Annotated in this window: 20 protein-coding genes and 2 pseudogenes; 19 read left to right on the top strand and 3 right to left on the bottom strand. The window is 42.6% G+C overall.

Annotation, left to right across the window (positions count from 1 at the left end; translation table 11 throughout):
- Positions 1–164: 164 nt before the first annotated feature.
- Genes ACYQ3Q_RS03690 through ACYQ3Q_RS03680 form a run of 3 tightly spaced genes read left to right on the top strand, consistent with a single transcriptional unit; the run spans position 165 to position 3,383 of the window.
- Positions 165–1,397, top strand: coding sequence for a tyrosine-type recombinase/integrase (locus tag ACYQ3Q_RS03690; protein ID WP_459927309.1), 1,233 nt, complete (start codon positions 165–167; stop codon positions 1,395–1,397).
- Positions 1,394–2,344 carry a tyrosine-type recombinase/integrase gene (locus ACYQ3Q_RS03685; protein WP_459927308.1) on the top strand — a complete coding sequence of 317 codons (951 nt, stop codon included), beginning with the start codon at positions 1,394–1,396 and terminating at the stop codon, positions 2,342–2,344. Before ACYQ3Q_RS03690 ends, ACYQ3Q_RS03685 begins: the two co-directional genes overlap by 4 nt.
- On the top strand, positions 2,337–3,383 hold the full coding sequence (locus ACYQ3Q_RS03680) for a tyrosine-type recombinase/integrase (RefSeq protein ID WP_459927307.1): 1,047 nt from the start codon (positions 2,337–2,339) through the stop codon (positions 3,381–3,383). Before ACYQ3Q_RS03685 ends, ACYQ3Q_RS03680 begins: the two co-directional genes overlap by 8 nt.
- Before the next feature lie 160 nt (positions 3,384–3,543).
- On the opposite strand, the pseudogene ACYQ3Q_RS03675 reads toward ACYQ3Q_RS03680, so the two are convergent.
- Positions 3,544–3,827, bottom strand: a pseudogene (locus ACYQ3Q_RS03675) (reverse transcriptase domain-containing protein); the annotation flags it as partial.
- A gap of 413 nt (positions 3,828–4,240) precedes the next feature.
- Between ACYQ3Q_RS03675 and ACYQ3Q_RS03670 the strand changes: the two are divergent.
- From ACYQ3Q_RS03670 to ACYQ3Q_RS03650, 5 genes are all read left to right on the top strand, one after another.
- Positions 4,241–4,612 carry a Na-translocating system protein MpsC family protein gene (locus ACYQ3Q_RS03670; protein ID WP_459927306.1) on the top strand — a complete coding sequence of 124 codons (372 nt, stop codon included), beginning with the start codon at positions 4,241–4,243 and terminating at the stop codon, positions 4,610–4,612.
- Positions 4,613–4,748: 136 nt separating this feature from the next.
- The gene (gene purE / locus ACYQ3Q_RS03665; protein WP_459927305.1) at positions 4,749–5,273 is read left to right on the top strand and encodes a 5-(carboxyamino)imidazole ribonucleotide mutase; all 525 of its coding nucleotides are present in this window, start codon (positions 4,749–4,751) and stop codon (positions 5,271–5,273) included.
- Complete coding sequence (locus tag ACYQ3Q_RS03660; protein WP_459927304.1) at positions 5,270–6,151, top strand: phosphoribosylaminoimidazolesuccinocarboxamide synthase; 882 nt, start codon at positions 5,270–5,272, stop codon at positions 6,149–6,151. The genes purE and ACYQ3Q_RS03660 overlap by 4 nt, the downstream gene beginning before the upstream one ends.
- Positions 6,152–6,253: 102 nt before the next feature.
- Positions 6,254–6,790 carry a carbonic anhydrase gene (locus ACYQ3Q_RS03655; protein ID WP_459927303.1) on the top strand — a complete coding sequence of 179 codons (537 nt, stop codon included), beginning with the start codon at positions 6,254–6,256 and terminating at the stop codon, positions 6,788–6,790.
- A gap of 671 nt (positions 6,791–7,461) precedes the next feature.
- Positions 7,462–8,343 (top strand): DEAD/DEAH box helicase, encoded by an 882-nt coding sequence (locus ACYQ3Q_RS03650; protein WP_459927302.1) that lies wholly within the window; start codon positions 7,462–7,464, stop codon positions 8,341–8,343.
- A 562-nt stretch (positions 8,344–8,905) separates the two neighbouring features.
- On the opposite strand, the gene ACYQ3Q_RS03645 is transcribed toward ACYQ3Q_RS03650, so the two are convergent.
- Positions 8,906–9,679, bottom strand: coding sequence for a formate dehydrogenase subunit gamma (locus tag ACYQ3Q_RS03645; RefSeq protein ID WP_459927301.1), 774 nt, complete (start codon positions 9,677–9,679; stop codon positions 8,906–8,908).
- Entirely contained in the window at positions 9,660–10,730 is a 1,071-nt protein-coding gene (locus ACYQ3Q_RS03640; protein WP_459927572.1) for a 4Fe-4S dicluster domain-containing protein, read from the bottom strand. Before ACYQ3Q_RS03640 ends, ACYQ3Q_RS03645 begins: the two co-directional genes overlap by 20 nt.
- 267 nt (positions 10,731–10,997) lie before the next feature.
- Between ACYQ3Q_RS03640 and ACYQ3Q_RS03635 the strand changes: the two genes are divergently transcribed.
- The 11 genes and pseudogenes from ACYQ3Q_RS03635 (at position 10,998) to ACYQ3Q_RS03585 (ending at position 19,014) form a co-directional block, all read left to right on the top strand.
- On the top strand, positions 10,998–11,996 hold the full coding sequence (locus ACYQ3Q_RS03635; RefSeq protein ID WP_459927300.1) for an arsenic resistance protein: 999 nt from the start codon (positions 10,998–11,000) through the stop codon (positions 11,994–11,996).
- Between the two features lie 304 nt (positions 11,997–12,300).
- Positions 12,301–12,555 (top strand): annotated as a pseudogene (locus ACYQ3Q_RS03630) (thioredoxin family protein); the annotation flags it as partial.
- A 72-nt stretch (positions 12,556–12,627) separates the two neighbouring features.
- A complete protein-coding gene (gene trxB, locus ACYQ3Q_RS03625) occupies positions 12,628–13,581 on the top strand; it encodes a thioredoxin-disulfide reductase (protein WP_459927571.1) in 954 nt (317 codons plus the stop codon).
- A gap of 140 nt (positions 13,582–13,721) precedes the next feature.
- Positions 13,722–13,874 (top strand): hypothetical protein, encoded by a 153-nt coding sequence (locus ACYQ3Q_RS03620; RefSeq protein ID WP_459927299.1) that lies wholly within the window; start codon positions 13,722–13,724, stop codon positions 13,872–13,874.
- A gap of 19 nt (positions 13,875–13,893) precedes the next feature.
- A complete protein-coding gene (locus tag ACYQ3Q_RS03615) occupies positions 13,894–14,514 on the top strand; it encodes a methyltransferase domain-containing protein (protein WP_459927298.1) in 621 nt (206 codons plus the stop codon).
- 207 nt (positions 14,515–14,721) lie between these two features.
- Positions 14,722–16,083 (top strand): radical SAM protein, encoded by a 1,362-nt coding sequence (locus ACYQ3Q_RS03610; RefSeq protein ID WP_459927297.1) that lies wholly within the window; start codon positions 14,722–14,724, stop codon positions 16,081–16,083.
- A 12-nt stretch (positions 16,084–16,095) separates the two neighbouring features.
- On the top strand, positions 16,096–16,707 hold the full coding sequence (locus ACYQ3Q_RS03605; RefSeq protein WP_459927296.1) for a DUF1847 domain-containing protein: 612 nt from the start codon (positions 16,096–16,098) through the stop codon (positions 16,705–16,707).
- A 23-nt stretch (positions 16,708–16,730) separates the two neighbouring features.
- Positions 16,731–17,075, top strand: coding sequence for a DsrE family protein (locus ACYQ3Q_RS03600; protein WP_459927295.1), 345 nt, complete (start codon positions 16,731–16,733; stop codon positions 17,073–17,075).
- A gap of 198 nt (positions 17,076–17,273) precedes the next feature.
- Complete coding sequence (locus ACYQ3Q_RS03595; RefSeq protein ID WP_459927294.1) at positions 17,274–18,026, top strand: DUF5714 domain-containing protein; 753 nt, start codon at positions 17,274–17,276, stop codon at positions 18,024–18,026.
- Between the two features lie 108 nt (positions 18,027–18,134).
- A complete protein-coding gene (locus ACYQ3Q_RS03590; RefSeq protein WP_459927293.1) occupies positions 18,135–18,350 on the top strand; it encodes a cytochrome c biogenesis CcdA family protein in 216 nt (71 codons plus the stop codon).
- A 109-nt stretch (positions 18,351–18,459) separates the two neighbouring features.
- Entirely contained in the window at positions 18,460–19,014 is a 555-nt protein-coding gene (locus ACYQ3Q_RS03585; protein ID WP_459927292.1) for a peroxiredoxin family protein, read from the top strand.
- Positions 19,015–19,291: the final 277 nt, after the last annotated feature.

Genomic DNA, 19,291 nt, shown 5'->3' with positions numbered 1-19,291 from the left:
TTATTTGAGTGGCCGACCTCCCACACCACTTATCCCGCAAAATGCGGCATCCCGACTAATTGTCATAAGCCCTCATATCAAGCCCTTCCTTCACAAAAATGGCGGGATAATATTTCTTTCATTATGCTGTATATTGAATTCACTAAATTCAATAGGAGGCTTACATGGAAGACAATACGATTTTTGGAATCATCCAACAGACATTGGCAATCTTAGAAAAGGAAGTAGGATTAGCAAAATCTACACTTGATGTAGTCGCATCTCGTAGTTTCAAACCGATCTCCGAATTCTTCAAGGAAAAGCAGGAGGTATATTACAGTGCAGATTTGCTGAACGAGCTAGATCAACGCTATCAGGAGAATCTGAAGACAGGGGCGATTTCACGGAATGTATATAACCTCCGCACTCGAGGTACCAGAATACTGCGAGAGGTGTATGAGACAGGCAATTTCGTCTGGAAAGGACCAGTTAGCAAAAGTATCCCCGTTTTACCGGAAAGCTTTGAGCATATTATCAACGGTCTCGCCGATGCAGTCCGCATGGAGATGCGAAGCCGCGATACGCTGTACATAGTTAGGCGTTTTCTGTTGCTGCTTGCCAGTTTTGACATCAACAACATTTCTCAAATTGAGTCAGAGCATGTACAGATGTTTCTGAGCGATGTTTCCCAGTCACGCGCAAAAAGCATGGATGATGTTGTCGGCGCTCTTCGCAAATTAAATCGATATCTTACTGGATCGGGACTATCCGGTCTTCCATACGCAGGCTTACTTATGGCACCGAGAGCAAGAGAAGGAAAAATATATCCGTGTATGCCCCAAGATGATTTGGGATTAGTCATAAAGTCAATTGACCTAAGCACGGCAATCGGCAAACGCGACTATGCCATTTTGCTGTTGGCTGCAAGCAGTGGTATGCGGGCTGGGGATATAGCGAAAATCAAACGTTCAGATATTGACTGGCGAAAAAGCGAGATTCATATAGTTCAGGGGAAAACCCAAGCGCCTGTCAACCTTCCGCTGCAAAGGGGCGTTGGAACCGCCTTGGCCGACTACATTCTTAATAGTCGTCCGGAATCGAAATCCCCGGAGATATTTTTAAGAAGCCTTGCGCCTTTTCAAGGATTTAAGGATGGCGTCTCGGTAGCATGTGTCTTGCGCCGACGGATGAAGGCAGCGGGAGTATCACATACGCTTGGTGATGGAAAAACGATGCATGGCATTCGGAGGATGCTTGGCACCCAAATGACAATGGAAGGCGTGCCCATAACAACGATTGCACAGATACTTGGTCATCAAAACACTCACGCGACTAAACCGTATATTTCTCTGGATATTGAGGGCTTGCGCGAATGCGCATTGGGGTTCGACTCTGTCGGGGAGGGCTCCAAACGATGAAGACGTTCAACGAATATATTGAGGCTATGCTCCTCTACAAAGAATCCATAGGATATTCCAGAAAATCTTACGAGTACGACCTGATGCGTTTTTGTAATTATATAGTGACGAAGCAATTAGACGTGTCCGATCTCAAAGAAGAAATAGTCTTAAGTTGGTGTTCACGCTGGGAAAGCGAATCCCAGACCAGCGCGAGAAGAAGGATTCAATCAGTTCGGGAGTTGCTTAAATACCTATCTGCAATCGGTATTGATTGCTATGTGATCCCATCGAGTTTTCTCCCAAGGCCAGAGACACGGACGCCGTATATTTTTACTGACAAGGAATTACAGAGCATTTTCAAGGAGTGCGACGATCTATTGCCTAATAAATGCTCCCCTAACCGGCACCTGATTCTTCCTGTATTATTGCGATTGATTTTTTTTTGCGGCTTACGTCCGAACGAGGGACGGGAACTGCAAAGCTGCGACATAGATTTCGACAAAGGCATCTTGCTTGTCCGAAAAAACAAATCTCACAAAGAGCGTTATGTCGCCATGTCCGATGATGTGTTGCAGATGTGCAAGGATTATCATACTTCCAATGCCGACATTTTCACTGGTAACACATACTTTTTCCCATCTCCGAACGGCTTGCCATACAATCGGCGCTGGCTTTCCGGACAGTTTCGAATGATTTGGCACAAAGCCCGCGCAACCAGTAATGAGGCTTCCGCCGTTGTTTATGATCTCAGGCATCGGTATGCAACGACGATGATGATGAAATGGTTGGACGAAGGTGCTGATCTTTTCGCAAAACTCCCTTATCTAAGCGCATTTATGGGCCATACTCATTTTTCGGATACGGCATACTACATCCACCTCTTACCGGAAAACCTCATTCGTTCATCGGCTATCGACTGGAGCCATTTCTCGGATTTGATCCCGGAGGTGTTCGAAGATGAATGAGAAAAGCACCCGCTTCTTCAAATTAGTACGGGACTTTCTGACGGTATATCTCCCAGATCAAAGGGCTGTGAGCGTCAATACTATTAAGTCGTACCGTGAATGTCTCAATCAATTGTTGAGCTATATTTGCGACAGAAACGGTTTCGCTCTGGGAAAACTCAGTTTCGAATATCTTTCCAGGGAGACAGTTGAGAGCTATCTGGAGTATCTTGAAAAGGAAAGGCATTGCAGTGTTTCCACACGCAACCATCGCCTTGCATGTATCCGGTCTTTCGTTAAATATGCCGGTGTCAGGGATGTTAGTGTTCAGGCATGCGTTAATGATTTATGCACTATCCCTCAGAAAAAGGTGGCAAAGACCGCCGTCATTAAGTTCTTCAGTGAATCTGCGTTGAAAACTATACTTGAGCAGCCAGATGCCAGAAAGAAGAAGGGGCTACGAAATCTGTTCTTTATGATACTGATGTATGATACCGGAGCCAGAAACCAAGAGTTGCTAGATATCAGGTTAAGTGACATCCACTTCGAAGGTAAATCGCCCTACGTTGTCATTACTGGGAAAGGTGGGAAAACGCGCTTGGTGCCAGTAATGCCCAAAACCGTTGATCATTTCAGAAAGTATGTTGATGTCTTCCACCCTGAAATTTCCTTTAGCAATCATCTTTTCTACATCGAACGAAAAGGGAACCGATCTGCTATGTCGCCAGACTGCTCAGAAAAGTTTGTCAAGAAATACGGTACCGCCGCGCATAACGTCAATCCAAAAGTCCCAGAGTCACTTCATTGCCACATGTTTCGTCACTCTCGTAGCATGCACCTGTATAAAAGTGGGATGCCAATGGTTTTGCTGGCTGAATGGCTCGGGCATGCACAAATTTCATCGACATTGATCTATGCGAATGCTGATACTGAAATGAAAAAAGAGGCTATCATGAAAGCTACTTCAAAATTGAACCCGTTGCTATCCGGCGAAACTGCATATCTTGAGTGGGAAGATGATGAGGCGTTAATCAGGCAGTTATATGGGTTAAGCCAGTAAATATTATCCCGCCATTTTTGTGAAGGAAGGGCTTGATATGAGGGCTTGTGACAATTGGTCGGGATGCCGCATTTTGCGGGATAAGTTCTGTTATCCCGATATCGGGATAACACCACCGTGCATACCGTTCGGTACACGGCGGTTCCTCAGTTCACGCTTGATGTATTCTGACCCTCATTTTACCTTTGGTTCGGTAAAACGAGAATCCAAGAAACTTTACCTTTCCTACGTAGTCGACCACTGTTTTCTCCTTATTCACTTTGAGAAATAGCTTCTTCTCGATGAAGAGGAGGATGTTGTTTAGTACACGCTGTGCGCTTCTTCTGCTTTTGCAGAAGACCATTAGATCTTCCGCATAACGGACGACCTGTGCCCCCTTCTCTCAAGCTGCTTGTCCAGTTCAGTTAACATAATGTTACTAAGAATTGGACTAAGAGGGCCCCCTTATGCAAAGAAAGTTATTATGCAAAGTTAACTACTGAAACACTTATAGATCCCTACATTTTCTTCTATTTACTTTGCATAATGTCCAAGATGATAATAAGAGCTTTTGCTCTAAAAATCATTTTGGGAGGCTTATCTTATGCAAATGAAACCATTAAAGAATTTACTTAAGGACTATTGACGAGTATGAATTCGCATTGTATACTTACTGAATTAATAGTGAGTAGTTATGAGAAGCATAATGAACACAATACTCCTATGAGAGTTGAAATACAATGTCATAATTTGCGGAATTACACTTTTAGCGAACTCTTCATTCTGTAGTGAGTTCGAAATAGGCTAAATAGTTTAATAATCGTCATGTACTTATAGCTTTACTTTATTTGAAAAGTAATTTATTAAGGAGGATAGAAATGGATACTCCAAAATACTCAAAAGGTCAAATTGAGGCACAAATAAGTGATGCAGTAAGTAAGTTTGAGAAGGAGTATATGGGGCGTGGTCCTAAGGACATCAAAACAAAGATAATCCAAAACCACATATTGATAATTATTGATGGGTTTTTAAGTAAGTCTGAACAAAAGCTTGCTGATAACAACCAAGGTATAAAACTAATTAAAGATATGAGGACGGCTTTGTTTGAAAATGATAGAAATCACTTGGAAGAACTAATAAATGATATAGTTAATATTGAAATTGTCAGTATGCACTCTGACGTAAGCACAAAGACTGGGGAAAAAGTAATTGTTCTAACAGTTGATTGTGATATTGAAGAAAGAATATAATCCAAAATAATATTTTGGTTGACCAAGCGAAGGGTATGAAATACTTGTTGCAGTGTAGGCCAATATTATTAACTTGAATATTCAAGTTAATAATATTGGCCTTTTTTTATAGTTTAATGCGAAAGGAAGAAGCAATATGAATAGAAACAAAGAACCAAAAGTGGCAGTTATAATGGGAAGTGACTCTGATTTCCCAGTTTTAAAAGAGTGCGTCAAGCTCCTAGAAGAATTTGGAATAAAGACAGAGGTTTCAGTAATATCTGCTCATAGAACACCAGAAAATGTTAGTGAGTTTGCTAAAGCTGCTGAGAAAAATGGCTTTAGTGTCATAATTGCAGCAGCAGGCAAAGCTGCACATTTGGCGGGAGTTATTGCGGCATATACAACCCTACCTGTTATAGGAATACCTATAAAGTCTTCTACACTTGATGGCTTGGATTCACTACTATCTATTGTACAGATGCCATCAGGTATACCTGTTGCTACCGTTGCAATAGATGGGGCAGAAAATGCGGCTATTCTAGCAGCGCAAATAATTGCTTTATGGCACGATGAAATTAGGGATAAAATCAAAGATCACAAATCCCAGTTGGCAAAAAAGGTTGAAGAAAAAGACAGGGCATTGAAAGAAAAAATAGCAGCAGAGGTGTTAAGAAAATGATAAATAATGATATGAATTTAAGCATTCCGCTTTTAATTAAAGGTAAGGTTAGAGATGTATATGATCTGGATGACAAGCTTCTGATCGTTGTATCGGATAGAATATCAGCATTTGATGTGGTATTTCCTAATCAAATTCCGAATAAGGGAAGGGTGCTAAATAAAATTTCAGAGTTTTGGTTCAACCATACCAAGGACATTGTTGGTAACCACATGATAAGTACGGATATTGATGAATATCCCAAATCACTTTTAGAACACAAGGAATATTTGAAGGACAGATCAATGCTGGTAAAGAAGGTAGAAATGATCAAAGCGGAATGCATAGTAAGAGGTTACCTTACAGGTTCAGCTTTGAAAGAGTATGAGAAGAACAAGAGTATTTGTGGAATTAAACTTCCAGAAGGTTTTAAGGAGAGTTCCAAGTTAATTGAACCAATCTTTACGCCAACAACAAAAGCCCATCAGGGCCATGACGAGAATATTACTACAAATGAATTGGAAAATCTGATTGGCAAGGAATTAACGCAGAAAATTATGGAAGTTAGTATAACACTCTATGTCAGAGCGAGCAAGCATGCAGAAAGCAAAGGTCTAATACTTGCAGACTCGAAATTTGAATTTGGTATTCTAGATGGGACTCTTATACTTGCAGATGAGCTTTTCACGCCTGATTCATCGAGATTTTGGGCTTTAGATGAATATGAGATTGGAAAGTCTCAGAAGAGCTTTGATAAGCAGTCTGTACGTGACTATCTGGAAAGAATAGGTTGGAATAAAACACCTCCTGCACCAAATCTCCCTAATGATGTTATAAAGCAAACTGAACAAAAGTATTTGGAAGCATATGAGAAAATTACAGGGCTTAAACTAGTGTGATTTTTATGAAGGGGTATTTTAATAGACAAATGCGTTTAAGACAGAATATCTTGATCTAGTCCCTATGAGGATGTGCAATAAATATTTAATAGGAGTGATAACATGCAAATTATAAAGATAACGAATGATAAACAAATTCCTTCTATTTATACGAAGACACCTATTAGTGAGCTTATATCATACCAAAATTTAAATGCAGAACTTAAAGGATATAATTCTGCTGAACTTCTTATTGGGATGTGCATGGATAATAGAAAGCAATTGCGTATACCTGAAAATTTTGCTTATATAATAAGAACTGGCGGAGCGAACTTGAGATATAGTGAATTTAAGGTATCTTACGCCATTGCAATTGGTGGAGTGAAATATATTGCATTAATTGCTCATGATAATTGTGGTATGGTGAACCTGATTTCAAAAAAAGCGAATTTTATTGATGGATTGTGTAGAAATGCGAATTGGGATAGGAAAAGGGCAGAAGAACATTTCATGAATTATGCTCCCATGTTTGAAATTGATAATGAAGTGGAATTTGTTGTGAATGAGTCTAAAAGACTTTCTGAGAAATATCTGGGAGTACAAGTTGTTCCACTTCTATATACAATTGAAGATAATATGTTGAGTATAATTTTGGAGTAGAATGACGAGAATCACAGGGCCGCCATTTGAATGCAAGTGAGGATGAAAAGCTCTTAGAACATGGACCATGATTCATTCGCGATAGTTTCTAAGACGATCCAAAGTCGAGATGAAGCGGATGAGGATAGTTAGGACACCAAATAGAACAAAGGATGTGCTCAATGGAGTGGGATATTGCGGAGAAACAATTAAGTAAAGTGAAAGTGACATCTAATGGAGAAAATGAACTTGTTACCGACCGTAAAAGGAAACTCTGATAAATTTGAGTGTATAGGTGTGGGGACGGATGCCGCAGTGTTTCGTTTGTTCATACGCCGAACTATGCTTTTAAAGTGTTTAGTAATGACCAGCTTGGAAAGATAGAATTAGAGACTGAGGTTTATTTAAAACTCGGGCATTCAGAGTATTTCCCTGAATATTATGGGAGTATGTTTAAAATTCCCATTATTATACAATGTCCATCATAGTTTAAAATTTCCATTGACTCAACCTAAATATTAATGCTAATAGAATGTGTGATTGGCTTCACAAAAAACCTTGCTATGTACTTGTCTAATTTTGTGGTACAACCCCTAGGAGTTTAGTGATGAAGGACACTGTCATCATAGGAATTGGTAACATTCTTCTGCAGGATGATGGCGTGGGAGTTCATGTCATAACACAACTTGAAAATGAAACGCTTCCATCGACGATTGAGTTTAGTCGATGGAGGCACTTCCACCCTTGTAGAAAATAATTTATCAAGGATGCAAGTACACTGTGGACAGATGGGCGGAGAGTATCCTTTATCTCCATCACAAAGGGAAGCTGTTAATCATTTTAACTATATGAATGATGGTGAATTCGAATTGCTAAAACAGACTGGGTTAAATAGCTCCAGATCCAGTGTAATGAAAGTTGCTGCAAAGTGCTGTAAATATGAAAAATTTAATGAAAAAGGTTTGTTCTTAAGTGAGCATCGCCGCTGCTATAATGAAATTATTGACTACTGCAATAAGCTGATATACAAAGGAAATCTTCAGCCGATGAGAGGAAAAGGAGAACAAGATGAAAGGCTTGCTATAAAGCAATGGTCACAAATGGGTTTCAAGCGAGTTGATTCTGAGTATTCTAGCAGGAAAGGTAGCAGTAGAATAAATCTCTTAGAAGCTGAACAGATCGTAGAATGGCTGAAAAGTAATTATAAAATCATATTAAAAGCCTATCCTGAAGATGCAAAAGAAAATTTAGTTGGTATCATTACACCATTTAAAGCACAAGTCAATTGTATACAAGCAGAACTGAAAAAACAAATGCCAGGTTATTATTCTATGATTAGTGTTGGAACGGTACATACTTTTCAAGGGGCAGAAAGAAAAATTATCATATTATCTACAGTTTATGGAAAACAGGATGGATGTTTCTTTATTGATAAAAACAAGAGTTTGATGAATGTTGCTGTCTCCCGCGCCAAGGATAATTTTTTCGTGTTTGGAGATATCAATTGTTTGAAAGATACTCAAAGCAGTGCGAGCGGACTGCTAAAGAAATGTATCAGTTCAAATGCGATGTAATATCGACAATCTCTCATTGGCGTCTGATTTTAATTAAAGCTAATAGCGATAAATCCGCATTAACAAAGATTAAAACAAGATTTTAGGATAAATAATTATCCGTATTGTAGCCCCAAGGCACGTGGAGTACTTAATAGTGCTATATTTGAGGTGATTGAAAGCCTTAGTATGAGCGGGTTTGAGAAGGCCAATAGTCTTTTTGGAGTGTGTGGCGTACGGGGAATATATTTGATTTGTGTTACCAGATCGTTTTGACGGTCTGCATTTTTGTTTTTTCTTGGATTATTTTGCTATCGTGGGAGGATATGAGAGGTGTTAGAATGGAAAAATTGGGCGATTTGAAAGTCCTCTCACGGAAGAGTAAGGTACTTAGTATCACCCAGTGTAGGTTGGATTAACGTAACTGATGGCAAATCGGAATGGTACTAATGTCTAACCTGAAAATTGCCTTTTAGGGAAGACTATCACTAGTCTTCCCTAAAAGGCGATGATCGCAAGCAAAAACTATGTCACTGAAAGCGCCCAGAGATACTATGATGTAACTTCTTTTCAGGACTATCGCTTACACTGAACTGGCTTTGCCAACTTCCGATTGCTTCTGGTTGTTTTGACTGGAGCTGTCCCTAGATTGGGTTTTGGATTCATCTAGGTTGATTTCGCCCTTGCTGAGTAGTTTCGTATACCAAAGGGTATGACGATGTTTGACGTACCCCAGGTCAATTGATCCTGAGAACATTCCGGGAAGAAGTGGGCGATTTTCCTTGAGGAGGAATGCCGCTAAGTGCCCGAAAACCCCAAAAATTATTAAGACTGTACCAAGGTTGTGCAAGGCAGTGTTCCAATATAACAGAGAGAGCGGGAGGTCAACGCCCGGAACATTCTTTAGGGTCTTGATCATACCGGTAACGATCAACAAGAGCAGACTCAGTCCGATAAACAAATAGGCGACACGTTGTTCGGCAAGGTATTTATCCGAAGCCGGCTCTTTGCCTTTAGTCAGCATAGCTTTAATAATCAGATAGGAGTCTTTCATATCTCCTTTACGTGGGAAAATATCAAACTCTCGGCGAGCGAAGGCATAAATTATATGGAACGATGCGGCAAATAGGAGCCCCATCGCACCCCAATAATGAAGATTAATGGTGACGAAATAATCGCCGAGCCATGCTGCGCCGGGTAATTTTGTAACATTGTACCGAGTGTAGAGCGGAAGTTGTCCTAAGCCCGTGATGATCAGCAACACGACCGAAAGGGCTGTTGTCCAGTGGACAAATCGATTGGTCATGCTTTGTCTTAAGATTTTACTCGGCTTTGGGTTATTCAGTTTCTTGGCCATCGATATTCTCTCCTCCTTGGTCGTTTTTGTTGGTCTGTATACGTTTTGCTTTATCCCCTTTCATGGTTCGATAAGCCGTTATACCAGCCACAGCGGCTCCTGCAAAGGGGGCCATGACGGCACTCATCAACATTCCTTTTCCCGTAGAGAGGTAATTTTCGACATTGACAGGCATACCAGGACGGCCTGGGGCAGCATCTTTTTTACTCGTCTTGTCTGCCTTGATCGCAGCATCAATTTTTTCGAATGGAACGGCAGAAATATATAAGGTTGAAGTTCCACCATTTTCTTTATCTCCGTAGACATAGCCCTTGATTTCCTCAGCCTTTTTGTAAGCAAGGTTTCGCATGTCTTCTCTCGGACCAATTGAGATGGCACCCTTCGGGCAAACGCTTACACAGGCGGTTTTTTTTCCCTCTGCCAAAAGATCAACGCACATATCGCACTTATACATGACTCCACCACCCGCTAAGTCTGGGGCGATATCGAGGTAGATTCCCACACCCGCCTGTCGCTGGGGGATACCCCAAGGACAGACGTCCCTGCATTTTGCCCCTCCGAAACATAATTCGTCATCAATGGACACGGCTCCCGATGGGTCTTTCGTGATCGCACTAAAGGGACATAGCTTTGAACAGGTTGGATTATCACAGTGCATACAGCGTCGTGGAACATAGACATCTTGTTCTGTTCCATTATGCACAACTTTGACATGGTCCACGAACGTCCAATTATAGGGCGTCAAGCGGCTTTTCAGATCTCGTTTGTTCGACCAGTCTTCAACTTTCTTCTGTGGCCAGTAATTTTTGAGTGGCTTCGTGGGTTCAGGAAATCGTTCCTGATTGTGCTTGCCACATGCTTGAACACAAAGTGGTGTTTGATAATTTTTACACCCGTCGCACTTCGTTAGATCGATTAAAGTAATTTGCTTCCCATTACTCAGTCCTGCGGCCTGAACAGGTTTGCTTAGACCAGTTGCCGCCAATGCCCCAAGTAAGCCAGCTGCTGTTGTTCTCTTGAAAAATGTTCTGCGAGAAATGTTCTCGTTCATTGACATACCCCATATACCCCCCGTGTGTATTAGATGTTACTATACATTTATCATAGAGTAGTGGATTTGACAAGAGGTGTTTTTTGCATAAATATAGGCCTATGATCCTAACTGTATTCTCCTTTTCCTCGCAAGCATCCGACTTTTATGCAGTTACAAGGAACTGATTTCCGCCTGAATATTTCTTTACTGCTTGCTATAGTATATATAAGTGCTATACTAAACATAGTTAATAATACCCCATACGGGTATAAGGAGGAAAATGGCGTGAGAGAAGTACAGGCTAATTTGGGAAAAAGAATTTTTATGTGGCCCTCTAAGAATATTGCTTTCGTAATCCCTTTGATACTTCTGGTAGGTTTCATAACAGGCTTATTCATCAACACATTAGTTTTGAAGGATCTAGTTCTTCCTATAACGGTTCTGATGATTTATCCGACTATGATCGGATTTAGGCCGCAAGAAATATTCAACATTTCTCACGGGCGCTTAATGGTTAGTGCGGCTTTGCTTAACTTTATCCTAATACCCTTGTTGGCCTATGGGTTAGGCACAGCCTTTTTGCTGAGGGATCCTCAGCTCTTTGCCGGTTTAGCGATTACGGCACTACTACCAACTAGCAATATGACGATTGCTTTTACAATGCTTGCCAAAGGTAATGTACCAGCGGCTATCAAGCTCACAACAGGTGGGCTATTACTAGGATCAATCCTGGCCCCTTGGTATCTCTATCTAATGGTTGGCAAATATGTGCCTGTGGATATCTTGCTGACGCTCAAGACGATCAGCATAGTGATTTTGATCCCCTTGATTGCAGGGATATTCACGTATAACTGGCTTATGCGAATGATGAATCAAGCAGAGTTCCAAAAGAAGATCAAACCGTTCCTCCCCGCAGCTAGCACTTGGGGAATGGTGGCAATTATTTTTATTAGTATGAGCATGAACGCTCGGCGCATTGCTGAGCATTTCGATATTTTCTTCATCGCCCTTATGGTACAAATCGTGTTTTATGCAGTAAATTACCTCATAGCCATTTATACAGGTCGACGGTTCTTCGCGGAGAATGATGGGAAGACGCTAGTCTTTTCCACTGTACTCCGAAATTTATCCATCTCGATTGGGTTAGCCGCCACAGCCTTTGGGGCCAATGCTGCTCTTATGGTCTCACTGGCCTTTCTCATTCAAGGGCAGGCAGCTGCCCTGTTCATCAAACTCAACGAACGCTATCACTGGCTTAAAAGACCAGAAAAATCCATTGCTTAGGATAACAGGAAAACAGGGGAACACGCTGGAATAGGTCGGCTTTTGGAAGTGAAGGGGCCTTTTTGCAAAGAAGATTGTGTTTGAGAGGCAGTCTTGCAGAGAAGAAGACACCCCCACTTATAGGGATTTTGGTCTTGAAAACTGGATAATTAATGATTGAGGAGGAAACTATAAAATAGTATTAAAATAGTGGGAGCATAGTTGACAAATTATAAGGGAGGGAATATATTAAGAAAATCCCCATATACCCAGCAGGGGTATATGGGGATGACGTTGACTAATTAACCAAAAGGAGAGAAAGACAATGAGTGACCGAATCATTCATTTATCAACAGCTGAGTTTGAAGATGAATTACAACACTTTAAGGGTGTCCTTGCCCTCGACTTTTATTCTGAGGATTGTCCGCCCTGTGATCAGTTGGCACCGATCTATATAAGAATGTCTGAAAAATTTCCGGATGTGAAATTCGTTAAGATGTCGCGCCAGTTAAATCGTCCGCTGGCTTTAAAATTTGAAGTCAAAGGAAGCCCTACCGTTCTATTTTTTCGCAATGGAGAAGAAGTAGGACAGCGTCTGAGCGGGTATATCACCATAACCCAAGCGCGCCGGGCGTTTGAGAGTGTGCTGGGAATCAAACCCGAGGAGGTTGTCAAAAAAAAGGTAAGTGCTGATGTCTTGATTTTGGGAGGAGGGCCTGCCGGCTTAACGGCGGCTACGTATGCATCTCGAGCAAGACTAAACGTGATCGTTGTAGAAGAAGGCCTCGCAGGAGGGCAAGCGGCCACCACGTATCACATAGCCAACTATCCTGGAACACCGGGGGTTCTCGGTGGTAAAGAATTGATGCACAATATGATTGAGCAAGCCAAGAGTTTTGGGGCAGAAATCCATGACCTTCAAGAAGTCCTGAGCCTGGACCTCACAAGGGACCTGAAACAAATCATCACGGAGGACAACGAATACGAGGCTCCTGTGGTTATTATAGCAACAGGTGCGGAATCCCGACGGCTAGAGGCTGAAGGAGAAGCAACCTATCGTGGGAATGGCATCCACTACTGTGCTACCTGTGACGGCGCGATGTACCAAGACGCTGAGGAAGTTATCGTGGTGGGAGGTGGAAACTCGGCAGTCGAAGAGGCTGTCTTTCTGACGAAATTCGCTAAACACGTGACGATTATCCATCAATTTGATCACTTCCAAGCATCAAAAACAGCTCAAGAAGAAGCGCTAGCCAATCAGAAGTTGAGCGTGATTTGGGACTCTGAAGTACGGTCCATTGTCGGAGAAAAGCATTTGGTCGGTGTGGTCATTGAAAATATTAAAACCAAGGCTATGAGCACGGTCAGTGCCAACGGCGTTTTTGTCTATATCGGCATGCAACCTCGTACAAAGACGTTTGCGGAACAAATCAAACTCAATTCATGGGGCTATGTCGAAGCAGATGATGAAATGCGGACAAATTTAGCCGGTGTCTTTGCAGCAGGGGATGTTCGGAGCAAAACAGTGCGGCAGGTAGCTACGGCAGTGGGCGACGGAGCAGTTGCCGCTGTGAATGCAGAGCGTTACTTGGCAAGCCGCAAGTGAACTCGTTCAACTAAAGTTGAACATCAAGACTTCGGTGGCGAAACCCTCCAATGAAGGTTTCACCATCGAAGGTGGACTTTTTGGGGATTGCTTGGGGTACACTATACTATAGTCAAATTATATTATAGGAGGTTTTTAAAATGAGTACTATTGACCTAACACCAGAAGAAGTCCAAGTTATCTTAAGTTCTATCGATAATTGTCTCAAGACGTGCAAAGAGGGTGGGGCCGGTACGGGTTGCTCAGATTGTACGAAACTTCAAGGAGTGAAAGAAAAACTTCTGGCTATGTAATTTAACAAGGGTGAGATGTATGACGGTACTAGAAATTGTAAAAAGATATACAGCAGAGGATGAAAAATCAAACTTGAGTTGTGGTGGCAATATCGCTTTTCTCGATTTGCATGCGGGTGAGAAAGTTTTGGATCTCGGATGCGGTCGGGGAGAGGAAACGTTACAAGCTGCAACTCTGGTTGGTGAAGCTGGCTTTGCTTGGGGGTTGGACATTACTCCGAAGATGCTTGAACGGGCCAGGGAGCGTGCGGAGCAAGGTGGACTGGAGAATGTGATTTTTTTACTAGCTTCGATGGAGAAAATTCCGCTGGAGGATACTAGCGTGGATGCTATGCTCAGTAACTGCGCCATAAATCACGTCGAGGATAAGCTGGCTGTCTACCGTGAAATTCATCGCGTTTTAAAATCCGGCGGGCGATTTGTGGTTTCAGACATTATGACGGAAACTCCGCTGCCCCCCGAGATTAAACAGGATCCAGAAGCAATTGCGGCTTGTTTTGGGGGGGCTATCACGGTTAAGGACTATGATGACGTTTTAGTATCCTCAGGATTTGACAGAATCGAGATCTTTAAAGAACGACGCTATGTCAAGAATGGGTACGATATGATTAGCCGTACGTTTCAAGGAACAAAACGTTAAAAACCTAGTCCTAAGGAAAGGGGGTGAAATCATTGCGTCCAATCAGCAAAACGTCTTCAACTTGTTGTACGAGCTTAGCCTTAAATGTCGCACAATGCTGCTCAAAATCATCTCAAATCGTCGCGGGTTGCCACGATTGATTCCGATTGGCGGCAGAATATTCTGCCGCCTTTATTATAAGATTAACGATTAGAAAAGAGTGAAGGCATGTATTTTAGCCGTTATAACCTGATTTTGCCGATGAATAAAAACCCTGATTTCCCTTATGCGATCCTGAATTCGCTCTCTGGTGGGTTTGATCTCGTGAAAGCTGAGGAGTACGATAAACTTCAAATTCTAAAGCAAGGGAACAATTTAGAGGACGAAGAATTTTTGAATTATCTCAGCCAGCGCGGTTATGTCTATGGTGATGAGCAAGCCGAGAAGAAGCGCTTGGAGGAGCGCTGGCCTGAATTTCAAAAAGCCTTGGACGAAACTTCTCCACAAGTTCTCCTTGTGCCGACCTATAGTTGCAACTTTGCTTGCACCTATTGTTACCAAAACGGGATTAAACACAAGACACAACTTATTACCCAAGAAGTCGCTGATGCCTTCTTTGATCACCTAAAGCTTATATACCCCGATCAAAAACCGTTCATTACCCTATTTGGCGGTGAACCCTTGAATGCCTCACCCCGACAGAAAGAAATTATTGATTATATCGTAAAAAAGGCCGCCCAAGGGGGATATGCTATCACGGCAGTCACCAATGGTTACGACTTGCTCGCCTATTTGGACATTCTTCAGCAGACTACGGTCAAAGAAATACACATCACATTAGATGGACCTCAAGATATCCATGACCTACGTCGTCCGACTGCAGGCGGTCAGGGGACGTATGATAAGATTATGCTCGGGGTCACGGAAGCGGTTCGGCGCGGCATCCCCATTAATCTACGGGTGGTTCTCGATAAAACGAATTATCCTGGTCTGGTGGCCCTTGCTGAAGACTTAGACAGTAGAGGCTGGCTTGATTTACCCGCGCAGCGTTTTAAAACACAAATTGGTCGTAGCTATCAACTGTTTGACTGTTCAGCCACAATGCCGGAGCATTTAATGGGACATGCAGAACACTGGGCTATGTTCGTTAAGTTGGCAGAAGAGCATCCCATTTTAAAGAAGTTCACTAGTCCAGAGTTTAAGGGCATTAATCATCTTGTTCAGACAGGTGAACTTTACTTACCATCGTACGACACTTGCCCAGCCTGCAAAACAGAATGGGTCTTTGATCTCTACGGCGATATATATGGGTGCACGGCAACCACTGGGCAAGACGAATTTAAGCTTGGTACGTATTTCCCAGAGTATGCAATCAACGACGATGAAGTGAAAGAATGGCAGGAACGAAGTGTTTTGACGATCCCTGAATGCCAGACCTGTGAAGTCAGCCTGATTTGTGGCGGAGGGTGTGGTACCGTGGCAAAAAATAAACACGGGAGAGTTCTAGCTCCAGATTGTCATCCCATAAAAGACCTGTTAACAATAGGCCTGGCATACTATGGCGATGATCTACTGAGGATGGGTTATTAAGGGGTGTCAACGGTGGAAGAAAAACATCCTGAAAGTTATGGCTGCCTGACTTGTAAAACGGCAGCAAGTTTTAAAGGGGTGCAAGAGCGGATGCCTAAGACTTGCCCAACTTTGACCCATCAAGAGCTGACTACGGATATTACAGCCTATCTTTCGGACCCACTTCAGACGCTGATGCAGGTAGCAGATGAGACTCCTTTTACTCCTGAGCGGGTTTTGCGCAACCGTGTTGAAGAGTTGATATTTTACGCGCATAAAATGGGTTATCAGCGGATCGGGCTAGCTTTTTGTGTTAGCCTCCTTCATGAGGCGCAGTCCCTCGCCAAACTTTTAATAAGCGAGCAGCTTGAAGCAGTGCCTGTTTGCTGTCGGGTTGGCGCAGTGGATTACAGTGAGATAGGATTGCCGAAAGCCCATCCTGATAAATTCGCCTCGATTTGTAATCCTATAGCTCAGGGAAACTTGCTTAATATCGCGAAAGTAGATCTTGTTGTTCAGCTGGGACTCTGTTTAGGCCACGATATTGTCTTACAATCGACCTGTACCGCACCTGTAACGACGTTAGTGGTGAAAGATCGTGTGCTCGATCATCATTCTGTCCAAGTTTTACGGGGAAACACTTAGTCAAGAGGAGGCACGAATACAACATGGCATCACTAGCTGACAAAATGCTGGTTCTTAAAGGGGCACGGATGGGAGAGGGAGATCCAGAACTCGGACACAAAATGATGCGAGGCTTTCTCAAGATGTTGTCTAAACAGCAAATTAAGCCGAAAACCATCTTTTTTATGGGAGATGGTGTCTACCTCGCGACGAAAGATTCGCAGGTGTTGGAGTCTTTGCAGCAACTCCAAGAGGACGGAGTAGAACTAGCCCTTTGCAAGGCGGCCGTCGAATGGTATCACATTGAGGGTGAAATTGTCATTGGTAAAACAATTTCCACGGGTTTATGGCTTCAGCGCTTAGGTTCACTTGAAGTGCTGACCCTATAAGTGAACAATCAGGCAAATAGACTAAAATCGAGAATACCTCTAAAAATTGGCCGCCAATTTAGTGCAAAAGGGCACTGAGATTGGCGGGTTTTTTTAGGAAAAGTAATGAGTAAGTTATATTTTACTTACTAATATGATATACTAAACTATCTACCTATAGGGGGTAGAGGTAACTGCATTGTCAAGAGGTGACTTATTTTGATAGAGTTTAAAGACCAAACAACTGTTGCAGGGGAACCGATTAAACATTCTGAAGGTTGCCTGATTTGTGGCAAGGAACTTATCTATGCTGAAACTGGTACCCTGCAAAAATGTACGTACTGCGGTAAAGAGCAACATAGCAGTATCATCTGCCCGGACGGTCATTTTATTTGTGATGAATGCCATCGAGCTGACGCCTCACAAATGATCGAAATTGTCGTAGAGAAAACCACTCAGACTAACCCAATTGAATTGGCTAGGGAAATTATGGGGACACCGGCTTTTCATATGCACGGTCCTGAACACCATCAATTAATACCGGCCACCCTTCTGGCAACCCTGCGCAATTTAGGGATAGCCATCGAACCTGCCCAAATTCAGGATGCCATCGTTCGTTCCAGGCAATTACCGGGCGGCATCTGCGGCAGTTGGGGTAGCTGCGGGGTGGCTATCGGAGCAGGTATAGGGCTAAGTGTCTTGCGGCGGTTAACAGCACTCACTAAAGAAGGTTGGGGTGAAACCAATCGAGATACTGCAGATATTCTACAACGGGTCGGAGCTTACGGAGGTCCGCGTTGTTGTAAACGAAGCACCTATTCGGCACTTCTTGCAGCCATTGATATTTTGGAACGCGAAGAGGTTGCCATATTCCCCCAAGAGGCTCATGCCACTCCGATATGTAAAGATTTTTGGCGTAATCAACAATGTCTTAAAGCGGAGTGCCCTTATTATCCCCAAAAGAAGCTATAATTTTAGATTAGACATCCTCTAGCCTTGTCGCAACGAAGTTATGCCCTACATCCTGAATAAAAAAAGACCCTGAGGATAGAATGTAAAAATTGGCAAGGGGGGAGTTTAGTGGAAAGCGTCTCAGTTTTATTTGCTTTTACGGCAGGGATTTTATCGTTTTTGTCACCGTGTATCTTTCCGTTAATTCCTGCTTATGTTGCCAATCTTACTGGTTCAACACCTGGAACCAATAGGATAGAGGTTTCCAAACGTTTGTTGCTGGCTCGTTCTCTCAGCTTTATTATGGGTTTTAGCATAATCTTTGGGATTTCTATCCTTAATTAACGGCTGGATTCTGATTGGAATGGGTCTATTGTTATTTACAGGTCATTTGCAGAAGATTAGCGCCTGGTTAGCTTCTTTTACTTTTTAGCCATTAGAAAGGAAGATGAAAATGAAAAAGTATTTCGCGCTTGCTGTTCTAATCGGACTGGTGATTTGGGGGATATATGATGTGAGTTCGAAGTCTGATTCAGTCGGGCTGCCAACGACGATGGAGCAAGGCCAGAAGTCGATTATCGGTCTGGAAAAAGGGAATTTGGCACCGGATTTCGAATTGAAGAGCTTCGATGGGAAAACTATGAAACTTTCCAATCTGAGAGGAAAAAAGGTGATAGTCAACCTGTGGGCAACCTGGTGTCCACCCTGTCGCCAAGAGATGCCAGAAATGGAAAAGTATTATACTGACAATAAAAACCAAGGGATTGAAATCCTAGCCGTTAATCTGACCACAGCGGAAAAGAGTCGAGAGGATCTTCCGACCTTTATGAAAACGTTTGGCATTACCTTTCCTGTGCTGATGGATGAAAACGGTGATATAGCCCGGTTGTACAATGTATCATCGATTCCTGCCAGTTTCATTATTGATACCCAAGGTGTGATCCGAGAAAAAATCGTGGGACCTATGACTTATGCTTCAATGGGAAAAATGCTGGGCGCTATAAAATAGAGAGAGCTTTACCAACAATCAAGGGGCACCGCAAGCATGCGGTGTCCCTTGATTGAGTGATTTATTCGTAGTTCACGTTACCGTCTTTGTCAATTGTAAGCATATTATCGGGTAGTTAAAACACGGTGGAACCTTCATACGTGCGGTCACTTGTTGTCGGTACCTTCTTATCATTCAAAGTTATTGGGTTATCTGGTTAATTGGATCTTTCGTAGTCTCGATGCTATTGGGCGGAACCATTTTCCGTAATTATGAAATGGCTAAATGACTTTAGCAG

This window comes from Desulfosporosinus burensis, assembly GCF_054657535.1.
Note: the sequence above shows the minus strand (reverse complement) of the source record. Positions and strands in the feature narration are given on the sequence as shown.

Coding starts and splice junctions, on each gene's coding strand:
- ACYQ3Q_RS03680 (WP_459927307.1), top strand. CDS start 2,337: ATGAATGAGAAAAGCACCCGCTTCTTCAAATTAGTACGGGACTTTCTG.
- ACYQ3Q_RS03685 (WP_459927308.1), top strand. CDS start 1,394: ATGAAGACGTTCAACGAATATATTGAGGCTATGCTCCTCTACAAAGAA.
- ACYQ3Q_RS03600 (WP_459927295.1), top strand. CDS start 16,731: ATGGCATCACTAGCTGACAAAATGCTGGTTCTTAAAGGGGCACGGATG.
- ACYQ3Q_RS03615 (WP_459927298.1), top strand. CDS start 13,894: ATGACGGTACTAGAAATTGTAAAAAGATATACAGCAGAGGATGAAAAA.
- ACYQ3Q_RS03640 (WP_459927572.1), bottom strand. CDS start 10,730: ATGAACGAGAACATTTCTCGCAGAACATTTTTCAAGAGAACAACAGCA.
- ACYQ3Q_RS03655 (WP_459927303.1), top strand. CDS start 6,254: ATGCAAATTATAAAGATAACGAATGATAAACAAATTCCTTCTATTTAT.
- ACYQ3Q_RS03645 (WP_459927301.1), bottom strand. CDS start 9,679: ATGGCCAAGAAACTGAATAACCCAAAGCCGAGTAAAATCTTAAGACAA.
- ACYQ3Q_RS03650 (WP_459927302.1), top strand. CDS start 7,462: ATGAAACGCTTCCATCGACGATTGAGTTTAGTCGATGGAGGCACTTCC.
- purE (WP_459927305.1), top strand. CDS start 4,749: ATGAATAGAAACAAAGAACCAAAAGTGGCAGTTATAATGGGAAGTGAC.
- ACYQ3Q_RS03620 (WP_459927299.1), top strand. CDS start 13,722: ATGAGTACTATTGACCTAACACCAGAAGAAGTCCAAGTTATCTTAAGT.
- ACYQ3Q_RS03690 (WP_459927309.1), top strand. CDS start 165: ATGGAAGACAATACGATTTTTGGAATCATCCAACAGACATTGGCAATC.
- ACYQ3Q_RS03585 (WP_459927292.1), top strand. CDS start 18,460: ATGAAAAAGTATTTCGCGCTTGCTGTTCTAATCGGACTGGTGATTTGG.
- ACYQ3Q_RS03660 (WP_459927304.1), top strand. CDS start 5,270: ATGATAAATAATGATATGAATTTAAGCATTCCGCTTTTAATTAAAGGT.
- ACYQ3Q_RS03610 (WP_459927297.1), top strand. CDS start 14,722: ATGTATTTTAGCCGTTATAACCTGATTTTGCCGATGAATAAAAACCCT.
- ACYQ3Q_RS03670 (WP_459927306.1), top strand. CDS start 4,241: ATGGATACTCCAAAATACTCAAAAGGTCAAATTGAGGCACAAATAAGT.